This is a genomic window from Dysgonomonas sp. 216 (assembly GCF_010501065.1).
In the GTDB taxonomy this organism is placed as follows: domain Bacteria; phylum Bacteroidota; class Bacteroidia; order Bacteroidales; family Dysgonomonadaceae; genus QVMM01.
Window position 1 is genome coordinate 39,540 of record NZ_QVMM01000015.1, and the last position, 26,270, is coordinate 65,809.

A 26,270-nucleotide genomic window follows, 5' to 3' on the forward strand; every position below is an offset into this window, starting at 1 on the left:
CAGTAATTATTTAATATACAAACCTAAAAGAACAACTATTACCATCAGTAAAAGATTGAACATGTTGATTGGTAGCAAATATTTCCACTCAAGGTTCAATAATTGGTCTATTCTTAAACGAGGGAATGTCCAGCGTACCCATAAACTCAACATGATAAGGAAACCTACTTTCCCGAAGAACCATATATATGATGGAATAAAATTAGTTATCTGGTTAAATGTGTCCCATCCTTCAACCTGAATGGGTTGCCATCCGCCAAGAAATACGGTTGTTCCTATGGCAGCTATAATAAACATATTCAGGTACTCGGCAAGGTAGAAAAATCCAAATTGCAGACCCGAATATTCGGTATGGTATCCGGCTGTGAGCTCCGATTCAGCTTCAGGTAAGTCGAAAGGTCCACGGTTTGTTTCGGCGTGTCCCGAAATCAAGTAAATAATAAATGCTATTATAGCAGGTATATGCCCACGGAATATATTCCAGTGATAAACGTAGGTTTGTTGCTCTACAATTTCGGATAGTTGCATTGTTCCGCAAAGCACAACAACCGTCATAAGTGCAAACCCTGCCGAAAGCTCGTAGCTGATAAATTGTGCTCCGCTTCGGATCGCTCCAATCATCGAATATTTGTTATTACTAGACCATCCTGCAAGTAATACCCCGATAATGCCTAACGATGATACAGCTACAACATAAAATACCCCGATGTTAAAATCGATGGCATGCAGACCCCGTCCCCAGGGTATTGCTCCGAATGTAAGCATCGATGCTACAATCATAAAGAATGGTGCAGCATAGAATAAGACTTTATCTACGTTATTTATCTGGATAATTTCCTTAATCAGTATCTTAATCATGTCGGCTACACTTTGGAAAATACCAAATTTACCAACACGATTAGGACCTAAACGGCATTGAAAGAATCCTGTAACTTTACGTTCGACATAAATTAATGCTAATGCCAGAACGGCATACATAGTAAGTAAAACCAACCCGACAAGTACAAATTCGATTGCCAACGCACCCCATTCGGGTAAATACTCCCTCAAGGTACTGTCTAGCAAGGCTAAAGGTTTTACAAGTTCTAATGGTTGCGAAATTTCTAACAACATATATATTTTTATTTTCGTCAGATAATTATTCTTATTTAACGGTCGATATCAGGTATTACATAGTCCATCGATCCTCCGATACTGATAAAGTCTGAAAGCTTTTCACCTTTCGATATAAGCGGCATTGCCGAAACAAGAGCCATTGATGGCGAACGGAACTTTAAGCGGTAAGGAGTTTTATCTCCACGGCTTTCGATAAATACACCAAACTCTCCGCGTGCTGCTTCAACACGTTGGAAATATTCTCCTTCGGGTAGTTTTATGATTTTCGGAACTTTGCTTATAAAGTCTCCTTCAGGTATATTGTCTATCAGTTGTTCTAATATTTTCAACGATTCTTCAATCTCGTCCAATCGGTTCAGGTAACGGTCGTAAGCATCGCATCCGTGACGGATAATTTCAGTGAATTCAACCTTATCATATAGGGCATAAGGCTTATATTTGCGTAAGTCGCATACAAATCCCGATGCTCGCCCTGCCGGGCCTGTAACAGCATACGAAACAGCATCTTCAGGCGATAAAATACCCAGATTTTTCATACGCCCTACCGCAATTACATTTCCGCTGACAAGCTTGTGATATTCCTTCAAGCGCTCACGCATGTATGGAATAAAATCTTTTACGTCTTTTTGGAAGTTAGGGTATATGTCGAACATAACACCGCCAACAACATTGTAGTTAATAATCAGACGTCCTCCCGATGTTTGTTCAAATATGTCGAGTATTTTTTCACGTTCGCGCATACTGTATATGAACGCAGTAGTTGCCCCTAAGTCCATACACATAGTACCCCATGCAATAAGGTGGGAGTCGATACGGTTCAACTCATCCATAATTGTACGAATGTATTGTGCCCGTTCGGGAACTTCTATATTACCTGCTTTTTCGACACACATACAGAGAGCATGACGGTTGATATTAGCGGCAAGGTAATCTAAACGATCGGTAAAATGCAGTATTTGAGTGTAGGTGAGATTCTCACTTAGTTTTTCAATCCCCCTGTGTATATATCCACTATGGACATCTACTTTTTTTAGTATTTCGCCATCCAGAGCTATGCGGAAGTGCATAACACCATGTGTAGAAGGGTGCTGAGGGCCTATATTTATAATATAATCGTCTTCTTCGAAAATATTTACAGTTTCTTCCTTCAATCCTTGAGCTGTTTCAACTATACGCGGAGCAATGTCTACAATCTCCTTGCTTTCGGTTTTTACAGGGTTTAATACAGGATCGGCGTCGTAATCTTTACGAAGAGGGAATCCCACCCAGTCGCTATTAAGGAAAAAGCGACGCATATCGGGGTTGTTTATAAACCTTATACCAAGCAATGCAAACACTTCGCGCTCGTTATAATGTGCTGTTTCGTAAATATCGGTAACAGTGTATAACAACGGGTTTTCGCGGTTGGCGGTTCCTGTTTTAACCACTACTTCTTTCGAAACATCTTTTGACGACGACAGTAGATAGAATACGCCTAACTTTTCGCCCCAATCCATTCCTGTAAGCTGAACAAGGAAATCGAAAGGAAGATTTTCGTTGTTTCGCAATGCTAATATAAGCGTACGTAATTTATCGGGCTCTACCGTAACTGTCAGTATTTGTCTTTCCTCGATAACAGCTTCGGGGGTAGTAGCCAGTATTAAACTTTTAATATTTTCCATCAAACACTACTGTATATAAGTATTACGACTTACTTTTTTACTTTGAACAAAAAACGTTCTACTTTTATTTTTCGTTGCAATTGCATTAGTCCATAAAGCAACGATTCGGGGCGTGGCGGACATCCGGGCACATACACATCAACAGGTATAAATTCGTCGATGCCTTTTACTACGTGGTACGAATCTACAAACGGGCCTCCCGATATAGCACAACTACCCATTGCCACAACATATTTAGGCTCGGCCATCTGGTCGTAAACACGCTTTAAAAGGGGAGCCATTTTGTGTACAATTGTTCCGGCTACAACAATACAGTCGGCCTGACGGGGACTATTACGTGTAACCTCCATTCCGAAGCGTGCAATATCGTGTTTTGCTGCAGCCGTTGCCATAAACTCGATACCACAGCAGCTTGTTGCAAATGCTAAAGGCCATATAGAATTAGAACGTCCCCAATTTATGAGGTCGTCTAATTTTCCTACTACTATACCAACTCCGTTGGCTCGTAATTCTTCTACATAATTTTCGAGGTATTCGTTGTCTTTAAATTCCTCGTTAGGTATGCCTTTTATATATATGTTTTTTATTTCCATTTCAATGCTCCTTTCTTCCATGCATAAGCTAAACCTAAGCCTAGAATAATAATGAAAAATAATATACTATAGAGCCCCGGCATGCCCAAATCGCGGACAACAGTAGCCCACGGAAACAAAAATATTGCTTCCACATCGAACATAAGATACAGAATGGCGTACAGGTAATAACCAACCTTAAATTGCATCCACGATGTTCCGTGCGTTGGAATACCGCACTCGTAAGGTTCGCCTTTTTGCGGGTTGAACGATTTGGGAGATAACAGAAGAGCCATGCCTAAACCGGCACACACAAGAAAAGCCCCTGTGATAAATACTACCAAAAATAACGATGAATCCATACTTTTTACTTACGATTACACAAATCTTATAAAAAAGACATGTAAAATAATCAGATATTAGACTATATTGATTTCTCTAAATTACAATTTATACGAAATGGAGCAAAATTAAGGTTTATTTCAGAACATGCAAAAAAATACTCTACAAAATTTGGGATAAGATCAGTTTAAAAAAAATAAAATTATAAGTTTTATTTTTCCGACTCATTCTTTTACAATAAGTCATGCTTGGAATACATTGACAAAAGCTTTTAATTATTAAACTATATCATATTATAATTGTTCTACTTTTAAACATCATAATACATAAAAAAATGGAATATATTACATCAGAAAAGCTTACAATAATTGGAGCTGCAGGTATGATAGGGTCTAATATGGCTCAATCGGCTATATTAATGGGATTGTCATCAAACATTTGTTTATACGATCCTTATGCAAAAGGATTGGAAGGCGTTGCCGAAGAGTTGTTACAATGTGGTTTTAATGGAATTAATATTACTTATACCAGCGATATAAAAGAAGCTCTGAAAGGCAGTAAATACATTATTAATTCGGGAGGAGCGGCTCGTAAAGAAGGTATGACTCGCGAAGACCTGTTGAAAGGTAATGCCGAAATTGCCATCCGATTTGGAAAAGATGTACGCGAGTACTGCCCTGATGTTAAGCATATTGTAGTGATTTTTAATCCCGCCGACATAACAGGGTTGCTTGTCCTTTTATTTTCAGGGCTGAAGCCCTCGCAGATAACAACCCTTGCTGCTTTAGATAGTACAAGGTTGAGAAATGAGCTTTCAAAACATTTCGATATATCTCCCGATAAGGTAGAAAACTGCAGGACATATGGAGGCCACGGCGAACAGATGGCTGTATTTTCTTCTACTGCAAAAATAAATGGTAAATCTTTAAATGAATTGATAGGTACATCTTCTCTCAGCATTAAGCAATGGGAAGATATAAAACAACGAGTAATACAGGGGGGCAAGCAAATTATAGAACTCAGAGGGAGGTCTTCGTTTCAAAGCCCTTCGATTCTATCGTTAGAGATGATGCGTGCCGCAATGGGTGGCAAAAGTTTCAACTGGCCGGTAGGAACATATGTTTCGGATAATGAATTTGACCATATTATGATGGCTATGGAAACTACATTAGATAAGACAGGCGTGCATAATAAAGAGATAAAGGGCACAGCCGAGGAATATAAATTATTAAATCAGAGCTATAAGCATCTCTGCGATTTAAGAGATGGCTTAATTGAATCGGGTGTTATTCCTCCAATAAACGAGTGGAAAAACATTAATAATTATTTGTAGATAATTTATTCTTTTCGCGATGGATAAAAATAAAAGGTTGGCAAATCCCAACCTTTTATTTTTATATAACACCAATTACTTTAAATTTAGTTGAACGGTTCCGTCAAAAGGATCGAAATCGAATAATACTTTGTCAGGGTGTATTTGCACCTCCAGTTTCTTTTTGCCTTGTTTTGCTGTTGCCTTTTTAATGCCTTTTTTATCGATAACCATTGTTAGCGGTTGTACAAATAGGTCTTTATTTAAAGATAGTTTAGGAACGATAATAATGTCATTTTTCTTTTTCGTCACTTTTAGTTCTGTATTATCACGCTCTTCGATATAAGACACGATTTTTTCGAAAGTGTCAACCCATATTTTATCTTCCATCGCTTTAACTTTATCCAAGTGATTCCAAAATCGTTGAGGGTTCACAAATGCGTCATAACCGTAAGTAATGCCATGCGTCATGCCAACTCCCCAATCATTAGTCTCAATCAAAGTGTTTACCCATTTTTCCAAGTCTTCGGGTGTTGATTTGCTCCCAATCGATCTTTGCTTTGTTCTGGTTCCTACCCGGTTTTCCGAAGCTATTTTCATGCCTTCGGGTGTTTTTGTATTATGTGGATAACAAAAGGTACGCGGCATAATTCCTATATTTGAGAATATAGCACTATCGTTTTTATAAATATCTTCCTTTATTTCATCCAAAGTATGTCGTCCGAAGTTTTTATGAGCCCAGCCATGATTTGAAACTTCGTGACCATTTCCGGCCATTTCCTTTAATTGTCCCCATGTCATTCGGGTAGTATCTGCCGGTGCATTTTCGTTTTCATTTATCTTTATTCCGTTAATCCAGAAGGTGCCTCTAAAGCCTAATTCTTCGAATTTAGGAGCCACCAATGTATAGTGTTCTTTCAAACCATCGTCGAATGTGTAGCTAATAGCACAATTTTTATCTCCTTTATACTTTGCTATGCGTACGCTTATATCCTGTGACGACTGGGCAAATGCCAAATAAGAATTGAATAACATGCATACTATTATAAACCACCAGTTCTTCATCTTTTTAATAATTAAAATTTGATTCTTCTATTTTATAATCATTATATCTTTAGGAGCATTTATTTCGGAAGATATTTTACCGTCGTTGTTTTTTATATGCTTAATTTTTATAATTCCGTATGGGGTTGGAAAAGATCCTTCCACCCATTCCAGATCACCAAGGTGTGGTTCTATTTTGACCTTCTTACATCCGGGTTCTAAAATTTTTACACCTAATATATGTTCGCTCATCCATGCAGTTGGTCCCGATGCCCAGCCATGACAAAAGCTGTGACGATATCCCGGATAGCAAAAAGCGCCGAAATTACCATGTATATCTTTCTTTCCGGCAGGAGTTATTTCATCGAGTCGTGCGGCATTTTCGAGCCACTGCATATTGAAATCTTCCCAAAAAGTAGTTGCTCCCATATCTAGCATTGCACCCCAAAACTGACGGATTATATCTATTGCCTGTTTATACTGACCAGCTAATGCTTGTGTTTGCAGCATATAATAACCGTAAAATGTGGAAAATCCTTTGGTTCCGCCTACTGACACTACTTCATCGCATGCTTTTTTAGCATTAATTATTCCGGCAATTGCCATTAACGAAGCAGCTTGTTTCAGGTTATTATGATTTTTAATGTTACCGTTCATTCGTTCGGCACATAGTCTCGATTTTTTTGCGTATTCCGGCTCGTTTAAAAAATCACATAGTTTTGCGGCGTCTTTCATAGCCCATACTATTAGTGCACGATAGCCGGCTTCTACACCTTCTTTATTGGGTGAAGAAGGCCAGTCGAGAAAACGCTCTTTAGCTAAATTTTCTATTCCGTTGTTATCTATTTTCGCATCAATTTGATCGATCAATCCCAATATATAGCTTTTGTGTTTTTTCAGAAAGCTGATATCTCCACTATGCATATACCAATCTTTTTGAATTATTAAATACCATAACGAATAAGCGCTCATTCCATTCATCCAACCGGGTAGTGGAAACTGCTCGCATGCTAAATCCAGACTTATAGGAACCACCTCGTTTGCGCCGAATACCGAAGTTATTGTTGCTACCTCGGGATGCATATCTCCAAGCCAGATAACACGGTCGCGCTTTATTCCGTCCCACAAATACTCCTGCATATTCAAATGAACTGTATATGCTCCTGTAAGCCATATTTGATTTAAGCGTTCATCGCTCGACCTGAATGAACCTAAATAAGGAATATCGCGGAAGCGGAGTATTGCCCGTGCTTCGCGGAGGCGAATTGTTGTGTTCTTTTGTAATAAATCTATTCTAACAAAGCGGAATCCTGTATTGCCTATTTCGATAAGCCCATCTCGAGGAACTTCCATAATTATGTCTCGTTTAGCATGGTCGTCGGTTGAAAAGCCCACTTTCCAACCTTTTTCGGCTGTTTGGCTGTTGCACTCACCAACCGATTCTCCGAACCTTATACGTACCAATGATGGTTTGGAGCGGGACGAAGAGCCTAAAACCAATTGTAATCCTCCATGTAGTTCTTTTCCGTAATCGAGTAATATAGAGGCAGTATCTTCTTCGGTCGAAATGAGAGAGCATAAGTCTCTTTTGGTAAATTCGGGTTGACTATTTCCTGTATTTAATAAAACTTCTTCATTTCGTACCAAGTTTTTCCCTCCATCGTTTTTCCAAACAATACGTTGTGGAGTAATAAAGACTCTGGTTAGTTCATCTTTTTGGGTTTTACCTTTGTATTCAGAACCGAAGATAGGGGGTAACTCCGCTTTTGTAACAGAAGTTATTCCCATCAAGAAAAAAAGAAGAGGGATGATATATCTCGTATTTTTCATCGATATATTCAATTATAAGTTTTCAGTTTTACTTTTTCCTGCTTCAATCCGTTTATCTTTGCAGTCAGAGTTACTTCACCTGCCGTCTGATTAGACCGCAATATGGCCATTGCGAATCCGTTGTGTAACATTATCCGATTATTTTCCGAAAATACTTTGTCGGTATAGTGGTCACCGTTATCGACGGCTATTAGCCGCGCTACGCCGGAAACATCGAATACCACTTCACCTTCGATAATGGGCACAGTGCGTCCTTTGCCATCTACCACATACACTTTTACATACTGCAAGTCCATTCCGTCGGCTTTCCATTTTGTATTCTCAAATTCGATTCTCAGTGCTGTTGCCTTGCCTGTTGTTTCGAGTCGGTGGCGTGCTACTTCGCTACCGTTATTGCGGGCAATAGCTATAATGTTACCACCTTTTCCGTAAGGTACATTCTGCCAGTAAATAATATTCCTTTTCTGTATATCATCCCTAACATTCTTCTGTATGCCGAACGTTTTTCCGTTGACAAGCAATTCAACTTCATCGGCATTGGTGTATGTAAACAGGTTCTGATTCGAACCATCTGCACGATTCCAGTGCGAAGAAGTGGGAATACGCCCAACTATCACATCGTTCCATTCCATATTTTCCGCTACACTGTCCACGACGCCGATATGCACTAGCGGTTCCTCGGTAAATGCACTTTTGATTAAATATGCTTGCGAATACGGCTCCAAGGAGTGGTTAAAGAATGAATAATTCCAGCCTTTTTTAGGCCAGCCGTTCGATTCGCCCCAGTACTCTATGCCACCCCAATAGGCTATACCCACCATTTTATTATAATCCATCCCGAAAAACGGAGCAGTCAATTCGTTGGAAGTAGCTTCGCTCTGGTATATATTGAGGTTCGGTGCATGCTCCAGATACTTTTGATATGCTTGAAATTGGTAGTTAAAACTCGCTACTTCGGTAACTAGTGACAGCTCTGGCGGAGTAAAGTCTGTATTGAAACTAGCATCGCGTCTTGCTATTGCATTGGCACGCGAAGGGTACATAGCTACCGTTGTTTTGCGCGTAGGATCGTAGCGTTTAGTAAGCACATCAAGTATCTTGTAAGTAGTAACGCCCCAGTCGCCCGTCGGGAAACCAGCCAGATCTTCTCTCATCTGCAATTCATTTCCTAAGCTCCACATAATAACCGAAGGATGATTGCGGTCGCGCTTTATCCATTCGGGGATAGCTGTATGCCATAATTGAGAGAAAGGTTTCTTTGCCGGCCAATAGTCTTTTTCGCTCCATTTATCAAATATTTCGTCTACGACTAATATACCGTACTTATCTGCAAGTTTCAAAAAAGACTTTGAATATGGGTTGTGTGATGTTCTAACGTGGTTGTAACCAAAATTTTTAAGCAACTGAAATTGTCTTTCTATAGCTCTGTCGTATGCGGCAGCGCCCACCGCACCCAAATCGTGGTGATTGGCAATTCCTTTCAGAAATACTTTCCTGCCGTTCAGCTTAAACCCGAACTCCTTTGAGAATTCGAGCGTACGGATGCCGAATGTTTCCGTTACGTTGTCGATTATCTTTCCGTCGTGTATCAGCGTTATTTCGGCGGTATACAGGTCCGGCGTTTCGCATGACCAAAGTTGAGGATTGTTCACTATAACCACTGGAAGCGGTACTTCAACAGCTTTCAGCTTTATTCCTTTTGGAGCAGCTGTTTTTGTTTCTGTAATTTGTTGTCCATCAGGCGAGAATATCTTTGCACTTATTTCAATGTCTTGTCTTTTATTTCTGAAGCCATCAAGTTCTACCTGAATGCTTATTTCGGCACTTTGCTCTGTTATATTAGGGGTAGTAATAAACACACCATGCCGAGCGATTGAAATACTGTCTTTGACCACTAAATGCACGTCACGGAACAGTCCGCCACCAGTGTACCAACGCGAATTGCCTTTGGTGGACGAATATACGGCAATCACGTTATCCCTGTCATAATTAATCAGACTGGTAATGTCTGCTTCACAACCCAGATAACCATAATCAATAGCAGCAATTTTTTTACCGTTGAACCAGACTTCACCCCATAGCATCACACCTTCGAAATCGAGCAGTACCCGTCTGTTTTTCCATAGGGGGTCGGCTTTGAATGATTTGCGATACCAGCCTGTTGTTAACTCTTTAAAGCCACGCTGGCTATTTCCCGATTTTATCCAAGGTTGTTCTATCTGAAAATCGTGTGGCAAATCTAATGTACGCCAGCCGCTATCGTTATAATCAGTGGCAGCAGCGTTTTCCGTTTCGCCTAGTTGAAATTTCCAGTCGAAATTGAACAATTCTGTAATGCGTGCGTTCTGCTGGGCGTTACTGTTTATAGCTGTTACAAGTAAAATGCCCAATAACGCAAGTCTGAATGTAAAGTGTTTGTTCATTGCAGATTTATATTACAAATTATATATTCCTTTTTTTGTCAGTGTAGTTTTATTTCCGTTTTTATCAATAAAATCGACTTTACATCCTTTAGGGATCTCGATTTGATTACCGCCTGTTTTTGAAAGTTTAAGCTTTATCTTCCCTTCTTTAACAGGAAACTCTATATTTGCCCATTGCAAATCCATCATATCAGGCTGTAGGGTATAATGATTCAGTTTAGTATTTGATTGGCTGAACCCCGCTATACCATTCAATACGGCGACAATTCCCGGAACTCCGTTGGCTCCGTGGCAAAGGCTTAAACCATAAGGACGGCTATAAAACACAAGTTGTTCATTCTTCGTTCTTCTATACGAGAAATTTTCGGGGAAACGCGTATGTCCCTGATTGAGCCAATCGCCGAAAACAGTAAACAATAAATTCCACATTTGACCAACTTTGCGGGCTTTTGAATAAGCTATGAATTCGTATCCTTTTTCAAAACTTACATAATCTTTATAGTAAGGTATGGTAGGAAGCGTTACAAGGAGGTTATCATATCTGTCTTCGGGGAATATACCAGCCAGAATCGCCCAATATTGAGCATGGTGAGAAATTACTTTGTCCAATTCCCCTGCTTTAGTATATCCGTTGATAAATAAGCCTTGCTCGTTGTCCCAAAAATGTTGCATGATGCTTTTCCGCAACAATTCAGCTTTTTGGCGATAATGATTAGCTGATTTTTTATCGTCCCATTTTTCGCAAAAATCAGCACCGATTTTGTAATTGTAATAGAGCATTATCTGAGCATAGGCGGGCGTGCCTTTCTTATCGGGTCCGCGCCTTGTTGCCCATCCGGGAACGAATCCCCAGCTTACCCCGACATTGGCAGAAATAAATCCTCTTTCATCTTGTAGTGTTTCGTAGAACTGTAATAATTGCTCCATACGATCACGATAGGAGAGTATTGTATTGAAATCCCCGTACCTTTTATAATGTTGGTTGAACCCAATCAGTGCATGCAACGGATAATCGGGTATTCCCAGATCGTCTTTTGTAGGGTTAAACGGCATCAGTGCTACCGACAGGCTGTTGCGCGACACCTGTTCGTCACCGAAAACGTAATCGCCGCCAAACGTACTTAATACGGCATCCATCGACCAAGGAAGATAATCCCGCTTGATGCCGTCGAGATAAAATCCGTGTGTACTTGTATGTAATGAAGCAACCGAAGCTTTCCATATATTATTAATTCGTTCATCGTTGCACTCGAAAGACATCAGAAAATCGATGTCCCATACTTTTGCCGTGAATTTCACGGGCGACAATTCGCATCCCTCGTCGCTGAATATCTTTACGTAGCGAACTGCCCGTTCGGGTAATACTATGTCTTGTTGTTTGCCCGTGAGCGTAAATGGTTCTATAGGCTTCTGCTCAAATACCTTAGTGTCTTCACAAAGCGTTTCTTCGGGGCTTTCACCTATATACACGGTTATCTGTCCATTTCCCTTTGCCGTAAACGAAACCGTACCTACTTCAAGATGAAAGAAATCTATCAGCACATAACCGTTTTTATGCAGAATGATGTCATTGCCGTTTACCGTGGCATTTCGTATAGGTTGGATGTTTGCAGGCTGAATGTCAATCTGCATTTCGGGCTCTTCCAGCGGCATTCGCCCACCCGTGCCGAAAACGGGTGATGTTTCGGCTAAGTTCCAGTTTATCCCGTCGAGGCTTGCCGACCAGCCTTCGCAAACAACCTTCCCGTCAACGGAAACTTTCACAGACGGCAAATCGTTTTCGGTTGCTACTTCCAGCAACAAGGTAGATTTTCCCTTTGGTAGTTGTATGGAATTATTACTATTGACAGCTTCTTTTCCGTTTACTGTGGCTTTCACTACGCCTGTGGATTCCCATTGCACAACAGTTTTGGACAACACATTCATCTCTTTACGAAACCATGTGTTAAAAACGGGAGCATAAAATTTTCCCGGATAGCCCACATTCACGCAGCGTTCGGCAGATTCTTTCATCCTCTTCTGTTGCAGATGTGCGCTCAACTGTCCGGGATACCATACGTATTCTCCTTTTTCCGCCTTAACGGGCTTTTTCAGCACGGTTACCGAGGGGTCAAGCAGTGGGTCGTATTCCTGTGCCTGTGCTCGAAACGAGAACACCGCCAGAAGCAGGCATATAGTAAGAATTGTTGTTTTCATGGTTCTCAATATTTTATTTCATTTTTTCAAAATATGGTAATCTACTCAGTGGCACATCTACAGTGATTGTTTTGCCTCCTTTGTGGGTTTTGCCCAAGTCGTCTTTCCAACGTCCTTTCGGCAGCTTTATGGTTCGTATGTTTTCTTTGGTAACAACGGGTGCAACCATGTATTTGTCTCCTAGCATAAACTGATCTTTACACTCGGCAAATCCTTCGTTGGGAAATGCATATTCCATATGACGAACAATTGGTTCGCCAGTCTTTGCCGATTCTTTAGCGCATTGCATAATATATTCACCCATTTGTTCGTGAAGTTTTGCCATATTTCTAACCGTCTCTAGATTTTCGGCACTTAAAATTCGCCAGGGAGCAACCGAAAATTGCATCATTGGCATTAGAGCATGTACTTGTGCTGAACGAACAATAAGTGTTTGGTCAATTTTGCTTTGATCTACATTTAAGAATGATTTAAATTGCCCACCACCAATCATATCGGGGCATGTGTAGGAGTAACCCATCAAACCTGCTACCATCATTTCGGGTATTAACGATTGTACCGCTCTCCATGAGTAGTTTTTGTCTCCAAGACGTTGAACTAATGCTTCGCCTCCCATTTTCCAGCATGCGCGGTATTCGTTAACAGAAAATTCGAGACCTATTTTAGCCCAAGCTTCAGTATGATCGACCGATATTGCGTCTTTTTTATAGCTTACTAAATCTTTTTTTGTATAAAAACTATTATCTCCGGCATCAAATTTAAATCCGTCAATACCGTATTCTTGCTGCATCTTTTTCAGAATAGATATAAAATGAGTTGTTGCATCAGGATTCGTAAAGTCGTAGCAAGCACTTTGTCCGTTCCACCAGTTAAGGATAGCTGGTTTGCCGTTTTTATTTTTTATAAGGTAGCCTTTTGAGTTCAATTCTCTATATTCGGGGCTATCAGACGATACAAATGGGCATATCCATAACATGACCTTGAAACCCATATCATGTAACTCTTTTACCATACCTTTAGGATTAGAAAATTTTTCGGCTCTAAAATCAAAATTACCGTAATATCGTTGCCAGTTGTCGTCAATCATCAGTACTCCTGTAGGGAATCCATTATTAACAATTCCGTGTGCGTAGTTAAGAATATCTGTCTGATTCTGATCATACATCAATTCAATCCATGTATTGTATTGCGGCATAGTGAAGAACAGTTCATCAGGCAAAATTCCGCTAGGCTTGAAGTGCTTTTGACAAGCTGCCCTATATGCATCTTTTAGTGTGGTTCCGGCATTTGTTATAGAAATATTTTCAAAATCTGATTTTACAGTGATTTTATTGTTGGAAACAGAAAACTTAAAAGGTTTATCGCTCCATACGTATCTGCCTTTGTTAGATAAGAGCAATGGAACCACCTGATTGTTGTTGTTTTGTGTAGCTAAGTTGTATTCGTCTATGGGTTGTATATATGGCATGCGCGAACCATAAGCAATTGTTCCGCCCCACCAGTATTCGCCTTCCATTGGTGTAATAGTTGTTAGGTTTTGTGCGGAAATATTACCATATAAAAGTAATAGAATAAATGCGGCATGTAATATTTTCTTCATAGCAAAATGTTTATTATAGTTGTAAGAGTGCAAACATAGATAGAAATTTATTTTTGCAGTTTTTTTTGAACTATTTTCTATTATTTTGGAAATAGTTACAGGAAATAAGATAAAAGGTTATGATTTTCATAACCTTTTATCTTATATATATTTATAAGTGTATTATTCCCCTTTATTGTCTATCAGTTCGGGGTATTTTATTCGGGAGTGGTAGATAGTTGTAAGTTTTTCTTTAAAGATATTCTTAGCTGTATCTATTTCGCTGAAGGTTATAGGTGCATTTTTTAGTAATCCGTCTTCTAATTGGGCATCAATTAATTTTTCAACCAAATTAGATATCGTTTCCGGAGTATATTCACTTAAACTGCGCGATGCAGCTTCAACCGTATCAGCCATCATGAGTATAGCAGTTTCTTTACTGAAAGGATTTGGACCCGGATAAGAAAAATCGGATTCATCAATTTCTTCATCAGGATGTTCATTTTTATATGAATTGTAAAAGAACTTGGTTTTTCCTGTTCCGTGATGTGTTTCTATAAAATCGATAATCTGCTGAGGCAGATTGTACTTTTTAGCTAGTTTTACACCTTCCTCAACATGCCCTATTATTATTCTAGCACTGTCTTTGTACGACAGATTTGAATGCGGATTGTATCCGGGAGCCTGATTTTCGGTAAAGTATTCAGGATTGCTCATTTTCCCGATATCGTGGTATAGAGCTCCGGTTCGTACTAATGAAGCATTCGCCCCTATTTTTACTGCTACAGCAGCAGCAAGATTGGAAACCTGCATAGAGTGCTGAAAGGTTCCGGGAGCTAGTTCCGATAGTTTCTGGAGTAAAGGTTTGTTGGTGTTCGAAAGTTCGATCATGCTGACTCCGGATATAAATCCAAATGTTTTTTCGCTTATGTAAACCAGCAGGTAAGTAAACATAACAAACATAAAGTTTATTCCGAAATATAAGAACATCAGAGGATTTGCCTGAGTGATGTCGCCCTCCTGAGCCAGAATATATCCTACATAAATAATATTGTAAGCAAGTAATATAAAGAAAGAGCTTTTTATTAATTGTGAGCGCTCGGAAAGATCTTTTAAACTGAATATACACATAAATCCTACGGGTATCTGCAGTAACAGAAATTCGGCGGGAAATGGTACCATGACCGAACATATAAGCATGGTTGTCAGATGTGTAAATGTAGCCGTACGCGAGTCGATAAATGTACGGATCATAATTGTAGATATAGTATATGGTATAATATATACATTAAACAAGTTATAATCGACAGCAGCTCCTGTAAGAACACAGAATATAGTGACGCTTAACAGCATGAAGGTTACATTCCTTCGGTTATAATATTCTTTTGGCCTGTAAAAGTAAAGATAGGTCATGAATGACATCATGAAAGCGGCTATAAGTATTAAGTCGCCAAGTATTAACCAACTCTGTTGCGATTGAGTACCTCCCCGTTCTTCGGTAGTTCGTTTTAGCGAGTTTAAAATATTATAAGTTTGTGAAGTCACAATCTCACCTCTGTCTATAATCTTCTCGCCCGATTGTACCATCCCTTGTGCCGGCGATATTTTCTGAAGCAGTTCGTCTTTAGTTTTGCTCGACTTTTCGTTATCATACAATATGTTACTGTATAAATAGTTGTTTATCGACATTGATTGCATTATATGTTCGTCGAACGAAGCGGGAGCTTCGGCAATTATTTTTTCATATGCCGATTTGGATGTTAAAAAAGAGGACAAGCCCCGAAGCTTCGCGGTATTGTCTTTTTCTATTAGTCTTATCTGTTTTGTCCTTGATTGATCTATCTTGTCGTAGTCTTCGGCCGAAAGGACTCCTGAACGGTATACGTCCTTAAGTTTACGTTGTGCATATTTTATATATTCAATAGGTATACTTTGGGCATTAGCGTCTGCTTCCAGCTGAGCTAAAGCTTTTCCCAGCACCGATTCGTCTATTGTGTAATAAGACTGGTAGGTAGCCATCAGGCTATCCCGTTCTTTTTCCAACTGGCTTTCGGGTTTATATATCGGGAAGTCAAAAGAAGCTGTGACTAAGCCGTATTTCCATGGTTTACCTTCCGAATATGTGAATTTGAATTTTCCGTCTCTTGGGCAAAAATAGGCTATAATAAGAATAGCTACTACAAATAAAAAAGGAGTAGGGATTAGAGATTTATCGTTTTTTATTTCTTTCATAACAATGGAATTATATAGCAGTGTATACAAATATACTTGTATTTTAAAACAACTAAAGGGACGTTAGTGTTTTTTCTTTGTTTTCAATGAATTTAATAAAGATTTTATGTTAAACACTTTATTGAACTCGATAATTGCATAAATAGCAGCAACCAGAAAAAGAACACTTCCGGTAAGATACAAATAATCGGGGTATAATTTTGAAATAGCAATGCAAGCTCCCAAGAATCCCATTCCGATAAGGGCTATTTTAATATTAGAGGTATCCCATCTGAAATTACATAAACGGAAAACCAATAAAAACTCTACTATTAGATATGTAATGTAAGCAAGCAGATAGCTTACTCCTAAAGCCGATATGCCATAGGCCGGGAATAGCAGATAGCTAAGCCCTACATAAACAACAAAAAATATAATTTCGCCAAATAAATATCGCCGACCTTTACCTTTTGCTAAAAGGATGAAAGCCAATGGCCATGCCAATGCTTTAAAGAATCCGCCCAGTATTTGCCATTGTAGCAAAGATGTGCCTTCCACAAAATTGGAAGAATATAATAGGGCAAGAATAATTTTAGAAAACACAAACATACCGACAATAATGGGAATGACCAGAACGAGAACAATATGTGTTTGCTCGTTTACTAAGCGGGTAATATTATTGTTGTTGTCCGAAACAGAACAAAGACGGGGGTAAAAATCGGTACCCATTGCTTTTAAAACCATCATCAGGTACATGCTTGAAATTGACCATGCAGCATTGAAAACACCAACATATCCCATATCTAACTCGGTATTTAAAAACGACCTGATACAAAGCATGCTCACATGAGTTATAATGATTCCGAATGTGAAAAATAACCCTAGTTTAAGATTAAACAATCCTTTATTAAGAGCTTCTTTTGCAGTAATGTTTGTCGTTTTTATATTCAGCCTTTTCAGATAGGTATAGTTGCATAACAATAAAAAAAGACTACTTACAATAAATGAAGGTACAACCCCATCAAGTTTCAGAAAATAGTAAAACGAAACAGAGATAACCAATGTTCCGGTATATCCTATCAGATTTATTTTTGCCAGTATTGTAATCAACCGCAGTCCTTGAAATATAACAGATTGTCCGGCAGCAAGCGAAGTGAAAAATAATGGAATAGAAAGTAATGCTACGCTTATGCTGTATGATGGTGTGTTAAAAGCCCAAACGCTGATAGGATAACAGAATACGATACACAGAAAAGCTCCCAGAAAAGATGTAGCAATAACCCACTTCCTGAAAACAGAAATATGATATATTTGAGCATTCTTATCGTTTGAGCTGCTTGCTATATCGCGGATTCCTCCATTTTCGATACCTAAGCTACTTACCGATTTCACTAAATCGATGATGTTTTGGATAGTACCAACCAACCCGATACCCTCGGTGCCTAATAATAGAGCCGCAAGTTTCGAGCGTATTATCCCGATGATAACCTGCACAATCTGCACACCTCCGAATATACCGGTCGATTTTACAATTTGTTTATATGAAGAGCTTTCTTTTTCCAACGCAAGGCTACGATATTAAACACTCTTTATAACATCTATCATTCTTGTGGCTGTTTCTTTTACTGAAAAATATATCTGGAATGTTTCCTTTGCTTTCACACCCATCATGGTTTTTTCTAAGGTTGATAGATTTCCCCATTGTTCAAGCATTTTTGTTATGTCTTCCAGCGTGTCGCTTTCAACTATACCTCCTCCTCCTTTTTCTATTTCGCGCCAAATGTTTACTTTATTGCTTATTAGAACAGCTTTGGAGCATGCCATCGCTTCGACTATAGCAATGCCGAAGTTTTCCTGATGACTTGGTAACACAAATGCTTCGCAATTATAAAATGCCGACCATTTTGCATCGCCTGTTAACATTCCCGGAAAGAAGATGTCAGTCCTGTCTTTCACTAAATCTGTTAATTCTTTACCATAAGGAGTCTCCAGTCCCGGACCGGCAATAACAAGTTTTGGTAAATTTAAGCCTCTATCCTTTAATTGTATGTATGCTTTTATAAGTAAGTCGACACCTTTTTTTGGGTGTATACGGCTCAAAAACAAAAGGAAAGGCTGGCTCTCTGCTTGTGGACATAAAGAAAAGAAAGCATCCTTCATTGTTTTTTCGTTATAAGAGGGAGGTGTTTGAATGCCTAGTCCTACATTCAGCTCAAGAACGGGATGGTATGGACTGAAAGTTTCTCTGGCCAACAATAATTCGTCTTCGCAGGTAAATAATAATCCATCGGAATTATTAATGATCTTTCGCTCAATAATCTTCCAGAATATCCAGTTACGAATTGCTTTGAGTCTGCGCTCTTTCGCCCGTTGAAAATAAGGATCGAGCATACCGTGAGGCATAACAAAAAGTTTTGGTGCAGAAGTATTCTTTTTTTTGAATTTTGCCCATGCTGTATATGCTCCGTAACTATGATAAAGCCATAAACCATGAATTATTACTACATCGAATCTATTCAGGTTGTTTTTCATCCATGTTTGTAATTCCGGACAATAAGCATAAGGACCTTTTGCCGGTCCTATTGCATGGATAGTTATATTTTCTTGTTTTAAAAAATCTTCATCCGCAGCATCGAAGCAAATAACTTCGTTATAAACCCCAATTCTTTTTTGCTCGGGAATATTATTGCGTAAAACTTGACAAACCCCACCGGCTTTCGGATCCATCGATGATATTACGTTTAATATTTTCATAGTTTTAATTTTAATAACAAAGATACTAATTTAAATACGAAAATGTTACAACCAAATAAAGATGCGTTTTTTATCCGCAAGGTATTGAAAAAAGAAAACTCATATTGTATTCAAATAAAAAATGACTATGTTTGTACCACATTATAACTGTTAGGGGTGCTCTCTTTTTTGGGGGCTGAGATTAGACTCTTGAACCTGATATGCTGTAATAGGCATCGGAGGGAAACGGTTGACTTGAAGAAATTTACGTTATAGTATATATGTTTAAGCCGTTTCGTGTACCGCGAAACGGCTTTTTTATTTTAATAAGTATTGAATATGATAGATACGAATTCTCTTGTTCGCGATTTGGAGTTGGTTCGTCAGAAATCGCCACTTATCCATAACATTACCAATTATGTTGTAATGAATAATACGGCAAATGCCCTTTTATCAATTGGTGCATCGCCTGTTATGGCTCACTCGCTTGATGAAGTAGCAGAAATGGCAAGCATTGCTTCGGCACTTGTTATTAATATAGGAACACTCGAAGCCGAATGGGTAAAAGCCATGCTGATAGCAGGGCAAACGGCTTTGAAAAAAAATATTCCTATTGTTTTCGATCCGGTGGGCGCAGGAGCAACATCTTATCGTACAAATGTTTGCAAGCAAATAATAGACGAGTGTCAGCCGTCTGTTATAAGGGGTAATGCATCCGAAATTATGGCTTTGTGCAATGCCGGTATAAAAACGAAAGGAGTTGATAGTACAAGTTCGTCCGATAGGGCTCTCGACTCGGCTAAGCAATTGGCATTAGCCACTAAATCGGTTGTGGTTATCAGCGGGCAAACCGATTATATAACTGATGGAGTTAATGTTAATACGGTTCAGAATGGTAGCCCGATGATGGCTCGCGTAACAGGCATGGGTTGTACTGCAACGGCTATTGTTGCTACTTTTACAGCTGCAAATAATAATATGCTCGAAGCTGCTACACATGGTATGGCTATTATGGGCATAGCCGGCGAAATAGCTGCCCGTAAGTCGACAGGAAATGGAAGTTTGCAAGTCAATTTTCTCGACGAATTGTATAACCTCAATTCCGATATAATTAAGAACAATATAACATTACGCTAATGTCAATTTTCGATAAAAGCCTATATCTGGTAACCGATCGTCTACTATCATTGGGACGTCCGATAGAGTTTGTTGTTGAAGAAGCCGTTAAAGGAGGCGTTTCTATAGTTCAGTTGAGGGAAAAAGATTGTTCTACTCTCAATTTTTATGAAGTAGCCGTAAAGCTTAAGCAATGCCTTCGTCCATACAATGTTCCATTGATTATAAACGACAGGATAGACATTGCATTAGCTTGCGATGCCGAGGGTTTACACATTGGGCAAAGTGATATGCCTTATTCTATAGCCCGAAAACTGATGGGTAAAAATAAAATTATAGGTCTTTCGGTTGAGAATGTTGAACAGGCCGAACAGGCAAATCTGCTTGATGTCGATTATATCGGGGCATCGCCTGTATTCAGTACACCCACAAAAACCGATACGGCAAAGGCTCTTGGTTTAGACGGCTTAAGGCAAATTGCAAAAATCAGTCGCCACCCCATTGTTGGTATCGGCGGAATAAACATTGATAATGCCAAAGATATTATAGATGCCGGAGCAGAAGCTATTGCTGTTGTTTCGGCTATTATGTCGGCAGAACAACCAGCCAAAGCTGCTCAGGAATTAATAAACAGAATTAAATTGTAATAATATGAAATGGAGCGAAAGAACTTGGGTACAGATACAACCAATTTATAATAATATATTAAAGCATCCTTTTATAAAAGAGTTGATGGGCGGAACTTTAGATAAAGAGAAGTTTATATTTTATATACGTCAGGATGCTATTTACTTGTCCGAATACGGAAAAGTACTGGCAGGCATTGCTTCAAAATTGAGTAATACGGAATATACAAACGAGTTTCTTCATTTTGCAAGCGATTCGGTAGCTGTAGAAAAAGCTCTGCACGAATCTTTTCTGAAGGATATTGATAAAAATATTCCATTCGAGGCTTCGCCCGGTTGTTTGTTTTATACATCTTATTTACATAGCCAGTTAGGGAATGCTTCGGTCGAAGTTGCGGCAGCAGCGGTATTACCTTGTTTCTGGATTTATAAAGAAGTAGGAGATTATATTCTTGCGAACCAAACAAAGAGCGAAAACCCTTATCAGGACTGGATTAATACATACGGAGGGGATGAGTTTGCCGAATCGGTAAGGAAAGCCATCGCAATATGCGACGATCTTGCCGAAAAATCTACGCTTCAACAACAAGAAGCTATGACAAAAGCATTTGCTGTTTGTTCCAAAATGGAATGGATATTTTGGGATAGTGCATGGAGGCTCGAACAATGGGATATTTGAATAGGTTCATCTGATAAAGAATTCGATAAAATGAAAAAACATTATAAACGTGCATTAACCATTGCAGGAAGCGATCCTAGTGGAGGGGCGGGAATACAAGCCGACCTGAAAACATTTTCGGCGTGCGGATGCTTCGGCACATCGGCAATAGTAGCAGTAGTAGATGAAAACACTGTTGGAGTAACGGGGGTACACCCCATTCCGGTTTCGTTTGTATCGGGGCAAATAAAATCGGTACTTGACGATATCGGAACCGATGCCATAAAAATAGGCATGCTGCACTCGTCGGAATTAATAATGGGTATAAAAGAAACCCTTCAGAAGTACGATGTTAAGAATATCGTTCTCGACCCCGTTATGGTTGCCACATCGGGCGATAAGCTATTGCAGGATGAAGCTATCAACACGCTCAAAAGCGAATTAATACCTATGGCGAGGGTTATTACGCCAAATATTCCTGAGGCTGAAATTCTTTTAGGAAAGGATATAAAATCGCAAGCCGACTTACCGAAGTTCATACGTGAGTTGTCTGTAAATAATAAAGTTTCTGTTTTGTTGAAAGCAGGGCATTTAACTGATGAGAGGTTAGTAGATGTGTTTTATAATGCCGAGACAGACGAGCTGATAGAATTGCCATCCGACCGTATTTATACAAAAAATACACATGGTACAGGATGTACGTTTTCATCGGCAATTGCATCTTTTCTTGCACATGGATTACCCTTGAACGATGCTGTCGGAAATGCGAAGGAATATATGATAGGAGCAATAAAAGCTGGCGCAGAATACGAAATAGGTAAGGGACACGGGCCTGTGCATCACTTCTTTAAATTTTGGGAATGAATATAAAACTTAACGATAAATTACACGAAATTGCGGAAGGTACTTCGCTTGCCAATTTTATTAATAGTCTGAATGTGACACAGCAAGGCATTGCTGTTGCTATAAATTATGAGGTAATTCCAAAAGATAAATGGGTGGAAACCATACTAACCGATAATATGGAGTTGATGCTAATACATGCTGTATCGGGAGGATAATGGAACTGATTGTTATTACAAACGAGAATTTGTTTGATGGAGAGGCTGAAGCTCTTAATCTGTTGTTCGAGCATGATTTACAAACTTTGCATTTGCGAAAGCCTCATGCTACGGAAATAGGCATTGAGCATGTGATTAATAAGGTAAATTCGGAATATCGTAACAGGATTGTATTACACGATTGCTTTAACCTTATTCATAAATACGATCTGAAAGGGGTACATCTAAACAGTCGCAATACTAATTTCCCTCAAAAAGAAGGTTTATCGGTAAGTCGTTCGTGTCACTCGTTTGAGGAAGTGGAAAAATTTTCTGACCTCAATTATGTATTCCTTAGTCCAATATTTGATAGCATATCTAAACAGGGATATAATAAAGCATTTTCGGATAGGGATTTATTAGAGGCAAGAGATACGGGCATTATCAATAAGAAGGTTTTTGCGCTTGGAGGAATTACTGCCCAAAATATATCAGAAGCTGCTCAATTTGGCTTTGGCGGGGTGGTTGTATTGGGTACTCTGTGGGAAGATTATGTCCTCAAAAAAGACAAAAGCGGATTAATAGCGAGACTGTACGAATTACAATCGATATGTAATAGATTATGAAAGGATTATTATTTATAAGTCACCAAACCGATAAGGTCAGCTATCTGCAATCTGTCGAAATTGCATTGCAGGGTGGTTGCAGGCAGATTCAGCTTCGAATGAAGGATGCTTCACTCTCGGAGGTTGAGGGTGTGGCACGCAAAGCGTTAGAGTTATGCCGCGTGTACAAAGCCGATCTTTATATCAATGACTATGTTGAGGTGTGTAAAAAAATAAATGCAAAGGGCGTTCATCTCGGAAAAATGGATATGCCACCAGCCGAAGCCCGCAGAGTTTTAGGCGAAGGGATTGTGGTAGGTGGTACAGCAAATACTTTTGATGACATTATGTATCTGCATGAGCAGGGTGTTAATTATATTGGTTTAGGACCATTTCGCTTTACAACTACAAAAAAAAATTTAAGCCCTGTTCTTGGTCTGAATGGATACCGGGATATTGTAGAACAATGCAGAACAAGCAATATACAATTGCCTATAGTGGCAATAGGGGGTATAACGATAAACGATATACCTGCAATTATGGAAACTGGGGTTTCGGGTATTGCATTATCGTCGACTATACTAAATGCCGATAATCCGATAGAAGAAACAAAAAAAATAATGAACCTGATAAAACAATATAAACAATGAAGAATCTGGTTATAGCCGGAAAGGAATTTCAATCGCGCCTTTTCCTCGGAACTGGCAAATTCAGTTCGAACCAAGTAATGAGCGATGCTATTGCTGCTTCGGGAACGCAAATGGTAACAGTAGCAATGAAACGTCTTGATATGGATAATAAAGAAGACGATATGCTGCTGCATATTAATAAACCCGGAATACAATTATTACCGAATACTTCGGGTGTGCGTAATGCAAAAGAGGCAGTGTTTGCCGCAAAATTGGCTCGAGAGGCATTTGGTACAAACTGGCTAAAACTGGAAATCCACCCCGATCCGAAATATTTGTTGCCTGACCCCATCGAAACATTGAAAGCAACCGAAGAGTTGGCAAAGGATGGTTTTGTTGTGTTACCGTACATTCAGGCCGACCCTGTGTTATGTAAATTGTTAGAAGACGCGGGTGCTGCGACAGTTATGCCTTTAGGAGCTCCGATTGGGACAAATAAAGGATTGCGTACGCGCGACCTGTTAGAAATAATTATAGAGCAGAGCAATGTTCCTGTGGTTGTAGATGCAGGTATCGGTGCGCCATCGCATGCTGCCGAAGCTATGGAGCTGGGAGCCGATGCGGTGTTGGTAAATACAGCTATTGCCGTTGCAGGAGACGCCGTAGAAATGGCAAAAGCTTTTAAACTTGGAGTTGAGTGTGGGCGTATGGCGTACGAGGCTCAATTGGCAGGGCAATTAAACATTGCCGAGGCTAGCAGCCCGTTAACATCATTCTTAATGTAATATATAAAAATGAAAACAAATCAAAGAATAACATACCCTTCGTCAACTAAAATATATGTCGAAGGAAAAATGCATAATATAAAAGTGGCGATGCGCTCGGTATCTCTTCATAACACCGTGAAGGAAGTTGAAGGCGAGAAGGTAATCGAAAAGAATATGCCTGTAACAATATATGATACAAGCGGAGCATACTCTGATCCGAATATCGAGATAGATATAACGAAAGGATTGCCTCGTATACGTAAACAATGGATTATCGACCGTGACGATACGGAGGAATTAACAACATTCACATCGAAATATTGTAATGAGCGGATGTTCGATTCATCGCTTGATGCTATTCGTTTTCCCGAAATTAATCTGCCTCGCAAAGCGAAGACAGGTAAGCAGATAACCCAAATGTATTATGCCAAGCAAGGTATAATAACGCCCGAAATGGAGTATGTGGCGATCAGAGAAAATCAACAGAACGAAGAATTAGGCATACAAAGCTATATAACTCCCGAATTTGTGCGTCAGGAGATTGCTGCAGGTAGGGCAACAATTCCTGCGAATATTAATCATCCCGAGGGCGAACCTATGATTATAGGTACTAACTTTTTAGTAAAAATAAATACCAATATCGGAAATTCGGCTCTTTCGTCGGGCATCGACGAAGAAGTTGAAAAGGCTTTATGGAGCTGTAAATGGGGTGGCGATACGCTGATGGATTTATCGACAGGCGATAATATTCACGAAACACGCGAATGGATCATCCGCAATACTCCTGTTCCTGTAGGTACTGTACCTCTTTATCAAACTTTGGAGAAAGTGAACGGGAAAATAGCAGACCTCAATTGGGAAATATATCGTGACACACTTATCGAACAATGTGAACAGGGTGTCGACTACTTTACCATTCATGCGGGATTATTGAAAGACCATGTTGCATTGGCAAAAAAACGATTGACCGGAATAGTATCGCGGGGTGGTTCTATTATTGCCAGCTGGATGACAATGCATAATAAAGAGAATCTGTTTTACACACATTTCGAAGAAATTTGCGAGATACTAAGCCGCTACGATGTTGCTGTATCGTTAGGAGATGGATTGCGTCCCGGTTCTACTTACGATGCAAACGATGCTGCACAGTTTGCCGAACTTTCGGTTTTAGGCGAATTGACCGAAATAGCATGGAAACATAATGTACAGGTACTAATAGAGGGACCCGGACATGTTCCGATGAACAAGATAAGAGCAAATATGGACGAACAGATAAAGCATTGTCATGGTGCACCGTTTTATACACTTGGACCATTGACAACCGATATTGCTCCGGCTTACGATCATATAACTTCGGCTATCGGGGCGGCGCAGATAGCTTGGTATGGTACGGCTATGATTTGTTATGTAACGCCTAAAGAGCATCTGGGTTTACCCGATAAAGAAGATGTAAGGGCAGGTGTTATTGCCTATAAAATAGCGGCTCATGCTGCCGACTTGGCAAAAGGGCATCCGGGAGCTGAAGTGAGGGATAATGCGCTGAGTAAAGCACGGTTCGATTTTAGATGGAAGGATCAGTTTAACTTGTCGCTCGATCCAGAGAAAGCGATGGAATATTACAACATAGGACGACTTGACGACGATAGCGATCACTGTACTATGTGCGGTCCTAACTTTTGTGCTATGCGTCTTACTCAAAATATGGAAGAGTGCAATAAAGAATAATTATTTGTTTTTAATTCAATAGATTATCAAACCGTTTCATAAAGCTATTGTATCGGCTATGCTGAAAGGAATTATTAAGGAAATA

At 39.5% G+C, this 26,270-nt stretch carries 22 protein-coding genes and 1 riboswitch; of the genes, 10 read left to right on the plus strand and 12 right to left on the minus strand.

Features of this window, described 5'->3' with window-relative positions:
- Positions 1-6: 6 nt before the first annotated feature.
- The 4 genes from nuoH to D0T53_RS09605 are packed head-to-tail and all read right to left on the minus strand — an operon-like array spanning position 7 to position 3,711.
- On the minus strand, positions 7-1,113 hold the full coding sequence (gene nuoH / locus D0T53_RS09590; RefSeq protein ID WP_163267278.1) for an NADH-quinone oxidoreductase subunit NuoH: 1,107 nt from the start codon (positions 1,111-1,113) through the stop codon (positions 7-9).
- 35 nt (positions 1,114-1,148) lie between these two features.
- Positions 1,149-2,777, minus strand: coding sequence for an NADH-quinone oxidoreductase subunit D (locus D0T53_RS09595; protein ID WP_163267280.1), 1,629 nt, complete (start codon positions 2,775-2,777; stop codon positions 1,149-1,151).
- A 29-nt stretch (positions 2,778-2,806) separates the two neighbouring features.
- Positions 2,807-3,370 carry an NADH-quinone oxidoreductase subunit B gene (locus tag D0T53_RS09600; protein WP_163267282.1) on the minus strand — a complete coding sequence of 188 codons (564 nt, stop codon included), beginning with the start codon at positions 3,368-3,370 and terminating at the stop codon, positions 2,807-2,809.
- The gene (locus tag D0T53_RS09605; protein WP_163267284.1) at positions 3,361-3,711 is read right to left on the minus strand and encodes an NADH-quinone oxidoreductase subunit A; all 351 of its coding nucleotides are present in this window, start codon (positions 3,709-3,711) and stop codon (positions 3,361-3,363) included. Before D0T53_RS09605 ends, D0T53_RS09600 begins: the two co-directional genes overlap by 10 nt.
- Before the next feature lie 314 nt (positions 3,712-4,025).
- On the opposite strand from D0T53_RS09605, the gene D0T53_RS09610 reads away from it, so the two are divergent.
- Complete coding sequence (locus D0T53_RS09610) at positions 4,026-5,024, plus strand: malate dehydrogenase (RefSeq protein WP_163267286.1); 999 nt, start codon at positions 4,026-4,028, stop codon at positions 5,022-5,024.
- A gap of 75 nt (positions 5,025-5,099) precedes the next feature.
- On the opposite strand, the gene D0T53_RS09615 is transcribed toward D0T53_RS09610, so the two are convergent.
- From D0T53_RS09615 to D0T53_RS09650, 8 genes are all read right to left on the minus strand, one after another.
- A complete protein-coding gene (locus tag D0T53_RS09615) occupies positions 5,100-6,068 on the minus strand; it encodes a polysaccharide deacetylase family protein (protein WP_163267288.1) in 969 nt (322 codons plus the stop codon).
- A gap of 27 nt (positions 6,069-6,095) precedes the next feature.
- On the minus strand, positions 6,096-7,835 hold the full coding sequence (locus tag D0T53_RS09620) for an alpha-L-rhamnosidase C-terminal domain-containing protein (RefSeq protein ID WP_370457814.1): 1,740 nt from the start codon (positions 7,833-7,835) through the stop codon (positions 6,096-6,098).
- Positions 7,836-7,885: 50 nt separating this feature from the next.
- Positions 7,886-10,300, minus strand: coding sequence for a glycoside hydrolase family 2 TIM barrel-domain containing protein (locus D0T53_RS09625; RefSeq protein WP_163267292.1), 2,415 nt, complete (start codon positions 10,298-10,300; stop codon positions 7,886-7,888).
- 12 nt (positions 10,301-10,312) lie between these two features.
- On the minus strand, positions 10,313-12,496 hold the full coding sequence (locus D0T53_RS09630; protein ID WP_221411521.1) for a trehalase family glycosidase: 2,184 nt from the start codon (positions 12,494-12,496) through the stop codon (positions 10,313-10,315).
- Between the two features lie 13 nt (positions 12,497-12,509).
- A complete protein-coding gene (locus D0T53_RS09635; protein ID WP_163267294.1) occupies positions 12,510-14,096 on the minus strand; it encodes a glycoside hydrolase family 31 protein in 1,587 nt (528 codons plus the stop codon).
- Positions 14,097-14,258: 162 nt separating this feature from the next.
- Positions 14,259-16,307 (minus strand): HD family phosphohydrolase, encoded by a 2,049-nt coding sequence (locus D0T53_RS09640; RefSeq protein WP_163267296.1) that lies wholly within the window; start codon positions 16,305-16,307, stop codon positions 14,259-14,261.
- Positions 16,308-16,370: 63 nt separating this feature from the next.
- Positions 16,371-17,849, minus strand: coding sequence for an O-antigen translocase (locus D0T53_RS09645; protein ID WP_163267315.1), 1,479 nt, complete (start codon positions 17,847-17,849; stop codon positions 16,371-16,373).
- A gap of 15 nt (positions 17,850-17,864) precedes the next feature.
- Positions 17,865-19,040 carry a glycosyltransferase gene (locus tag D0T53_RS09650; RefSeq protein ID WP_163267317.1) on the minus strand — a complete coding sequence of 392 codons (1,176 nt, stop codon included), beginning with the start codon at positions 19,038-19,040 and terminating at the stop codon, positions 17,865-17,867.
- Positions 19,041-19,182: 142 nt separating this feature from the next.
- Positions 19,183-19,281, plus strand: a riboswitch (TPP riboswitch).
- 77 nt (positions 19,282-19,358) lie between these two features.
- Between D0T53_RS09650 and thiM the strand changes: the two genes are divergently transcribed.
- Genes thiM through thiC form a run of 9 tightly spaced genes read left to right on the plus strand, consistent with a single transcriptional unit; the run spans position 19,359 to position 26,185 of the window.
- On the plus strand, positions 19,359-20,156 hold the full coding sequence (gene thiM, locus D0T53_RS09655) for a hydroxyethylthiazole kinase (protein ID WP_163267319.1): 798 nt from the start codon (positions 19,359-19,361) through the stop codon (positions 20,154-20,156).
- Entirely contained in the window at positions 20,156-20,782 is a 627-nt protein-coding gene (thiE, locus tag D0T53_RS09660; RefSeq protein ID WP_163267321.1) for a thiamine phosphate synthase, read from the plus strand. Before thiM ends, thiE begins: the two co-directional genes overlap by 1 nt.
- A gap of 4 nt (positions 20,783-20,786) precedes the next feature.
- The gene (gene tenA, locus D0T53_RS09665) at positions 20,787-21,440 is read left to right on the plus strand and encodes a thiaminase II (RefSeq protein ID WP_163267323.1); all 654 of its coding nucleotides are present in this window, start codon (positions 20,787-20,789) and stop codon (positions 21,438-21,440) included.
- 30 nt (positions 21,441-21,470) lie between these two features.
- A complete protein-coding gene (gene thiD / locus D0T53_RS09670; RefSeq protein WP_163267325.1) occupies positions 21,471-22,283 on the plus strand; it encodes a bifunctional hydroxymethylpyrimidine kinase/phosphomethylpyrimidine kinase in 813 nt (270 codons plus the stop codon).
- Positions 22,280-22,480: a sulfur carrier protein ThiS gene (gene thiS / locus D0T53_RS09675; protein ID WP_163267327.1), complete on the plus strand. Its 201-nt coding sequence runs from the start codon at positions 22,280-22,282 to the stop codon at positions 22,478-22,480. Before thiD ends, thiS begins: the two co-directional genes overlap by 4 nt.
- Positions 22,480-23,085, plus strand: coding sequence for a thiamine phosphate synthase (locus D0T53_RS09680; RefSeq protein ID WP_163267329.1), 606 nt, complete (start codon positions 22,480-22,482; stop codon positions 23,083-23,085). The genes thiS and D0T53_RS09680 overlap by 1 nt, the downstream gene beginning before the upstream one ends.
- Entirely contained in the window at positions 23,082-23,714 is a 633-nt protein-coding gene (locus tag D0T53_RS09685) for a thiamine phosphate synthase (RefSeq protein WP_163267331.1), read from the plus strand. The genes D0T53_RS09680 and D0T53_RS09685 overlap by 4 nt, the downstream gene beginning before the upstream one ends.
- Entirely contained in the window at positions 23,711-24,478 is a 768-nt protein-coding gene (locus D0T53_RS09690; RefSeq protein WP_163267333.1) for a thiazole synthase, read from the plus strand. The genes D0T53_RS09685 and D0T53_RS09690 overlap by 4 nt, the downstream gene beginning before the upstream one ends.
- A 9-nt stretch (positions 24,479-24,487) precedes the next feature.
- Positions 24,488-26,185 carry a phosphomethylpyrimidine synthase ThiC gene (thiC, locus tag D0T53_RS09695; RefSeq protein ID WP_163267335.1) on the plus strand — a complete coding sequence of 566 codons (1,698 nt, stop codon included), beginning with the start codon at positions 24,488-24,490 and terminating at the stop codon, positions 26,183-26,185.
- Positions 26,186-26,270 lie beyond the last annotated feature (85 nt).

Excerpts from the sequence above, each read along its gene's own strand:
- thiM (WP_163267319.1), top strand. The coding sequence starts at position 19,359 with ATGATAGATACGAATTCTCTTGTTCGCGATTTGGAGTTGGTTCGTCAG.
- thiD (WP_163267325.1), top strand. The coding sequence starts at position 21,471 with ATGAAAAAACATTATAAACGTGCATTAACCATTGCAGGAAGCGATCCT.
- D0T53_RS09615 (WP_163267288.1), bottom strand. The coding sequence starts at position 6,068 with ATGAAGAACTGGTGGTTTATAATAGTATGCATGTTATTCAATTCTTAT.
- tenA (WP_163267323.1), top strand. The coding sequence starts at position 20,787 with ATGAAATGGAGCGAAAGAACTTGGGTACAGATACAACCAATTTATAAT.
- D0T53_RS09610 (WP_163267286.1), top strand. The coding sequence starts at position 4,026 with ATGGAATATATTACATCAGAAAAGCTTACAATAATTGGAGCTGCAGGT.
- thiS (WP_163267327.1), top strand. The coding sequence starts at position 22,280 with ATGAATATAAAACTTAACGATAAATTACACGAAATTGCGGAAGGTACT.
- D0T53_RS09635 (WP_163267294.1), bottom strand. The coding sequence starts at position 14,096 with ATGAAGAAAATATTACATGCCGCATTTATTCTATTACTTTTATATGGT.
- D0T53_RS09685 (WP_163267331.1), top strand. The coding sequence starts at position 23,082 with ATGAAAGGATTATTATTTATAAGTCACCAAACCGATAAGGTCAGCTAT.
- thiC (WP_163267335.1), top strand. The coding sequence starts at position 24,488 with ATGAAAACAAATCAAAGAATAACATACCCTTCGTCAACTAAAATATAT.
- D0T53_RS09600 (WP_163267282.1), bottom strand. The coding sequence starts at position 3,370 with ATGGAAATAAAAAACATATATATAAAAGGCATACCTAACGAGGAATTT.
- D0T53_RS09650 (WP_163267317.1), bottom strand. The coding sequence starts at position 19,040 with ATGAAAATATTAAACGTAATATCATCGATGGATCCGAAAGCCGGTGGG.
- D0T53_RS09680 (WP_163267329.1), top strand. The coding sequence starts at position 22,480 with ATGGAACTGATTGTTATTACAAACGAGAATTTGTTTGATGGAGAGGCT.
- D0T53_RS09595 (WP_163267280.1), bottom strand. The coding sequence starts at position 2,777 with ATGGAAAATATTAAAAGTTTAATACTGGCTACTACCCCCGAAGCTGTT.
- D0T53_RS09690 (WP_163267333.1), top strand. The coding sequence starts at position 23,711 with ATGAAGAATCTGGTTATAGCCGGAAAGGAATTTCAATCGCGCCTTTTC.
- D0T53_RS09625 (WP_163267292.1), bottom strand. The coding sequence starts at position 10,300 with ATGAACAAACACTTTACATTCAGACTTGCGTTATTGGGCATTTTACTT.
- D0T53_RS09640 (WP_163267296.1), bottom strand. The coding sequence starts at position 16,307 with ATGAAAGAAATAAAAAACGATAAATCTCTAATCCCTACTCCTTTTTTA.
- thiE (WP_163267321.1), top strand. The coding sequence starts at position 20,156 with ATGTCAATTTTCGATAAAAGCCTATATCTGGTAACCGATCGTCTACTA.
- D0T53_RS09605 (WP_163267284.1), bottom strand. The coding sequence starts at position 3,711 with ATGGATTCATCGTTATTTTTGGTAGTATTTATCACAGGGGCTTTTCTT.
- nuoH (WP_163267278.1), bottom strand. The coding sequence starts at position 1,113 with ATGTTGTTAGAAATTTCGCAACCATTAGAACTTGTAAAACCTTTAGCC.
- D0T53_RS09630 (WP_221411521.1), bottom strand. The coding sequence starts at position 12,496 with ATGAAAACAACAATTCTTACTATATGCCTGCTTCTGGCGGTGTTCTCG.
- D0T53_RS09620 (WP_370457814.1), bottom strand. The coding sequence starts at position 7,835 with ATGGGAATAACTTCTGTTACAAAAGCGGAGTTACCCCCTATCTTCGGT.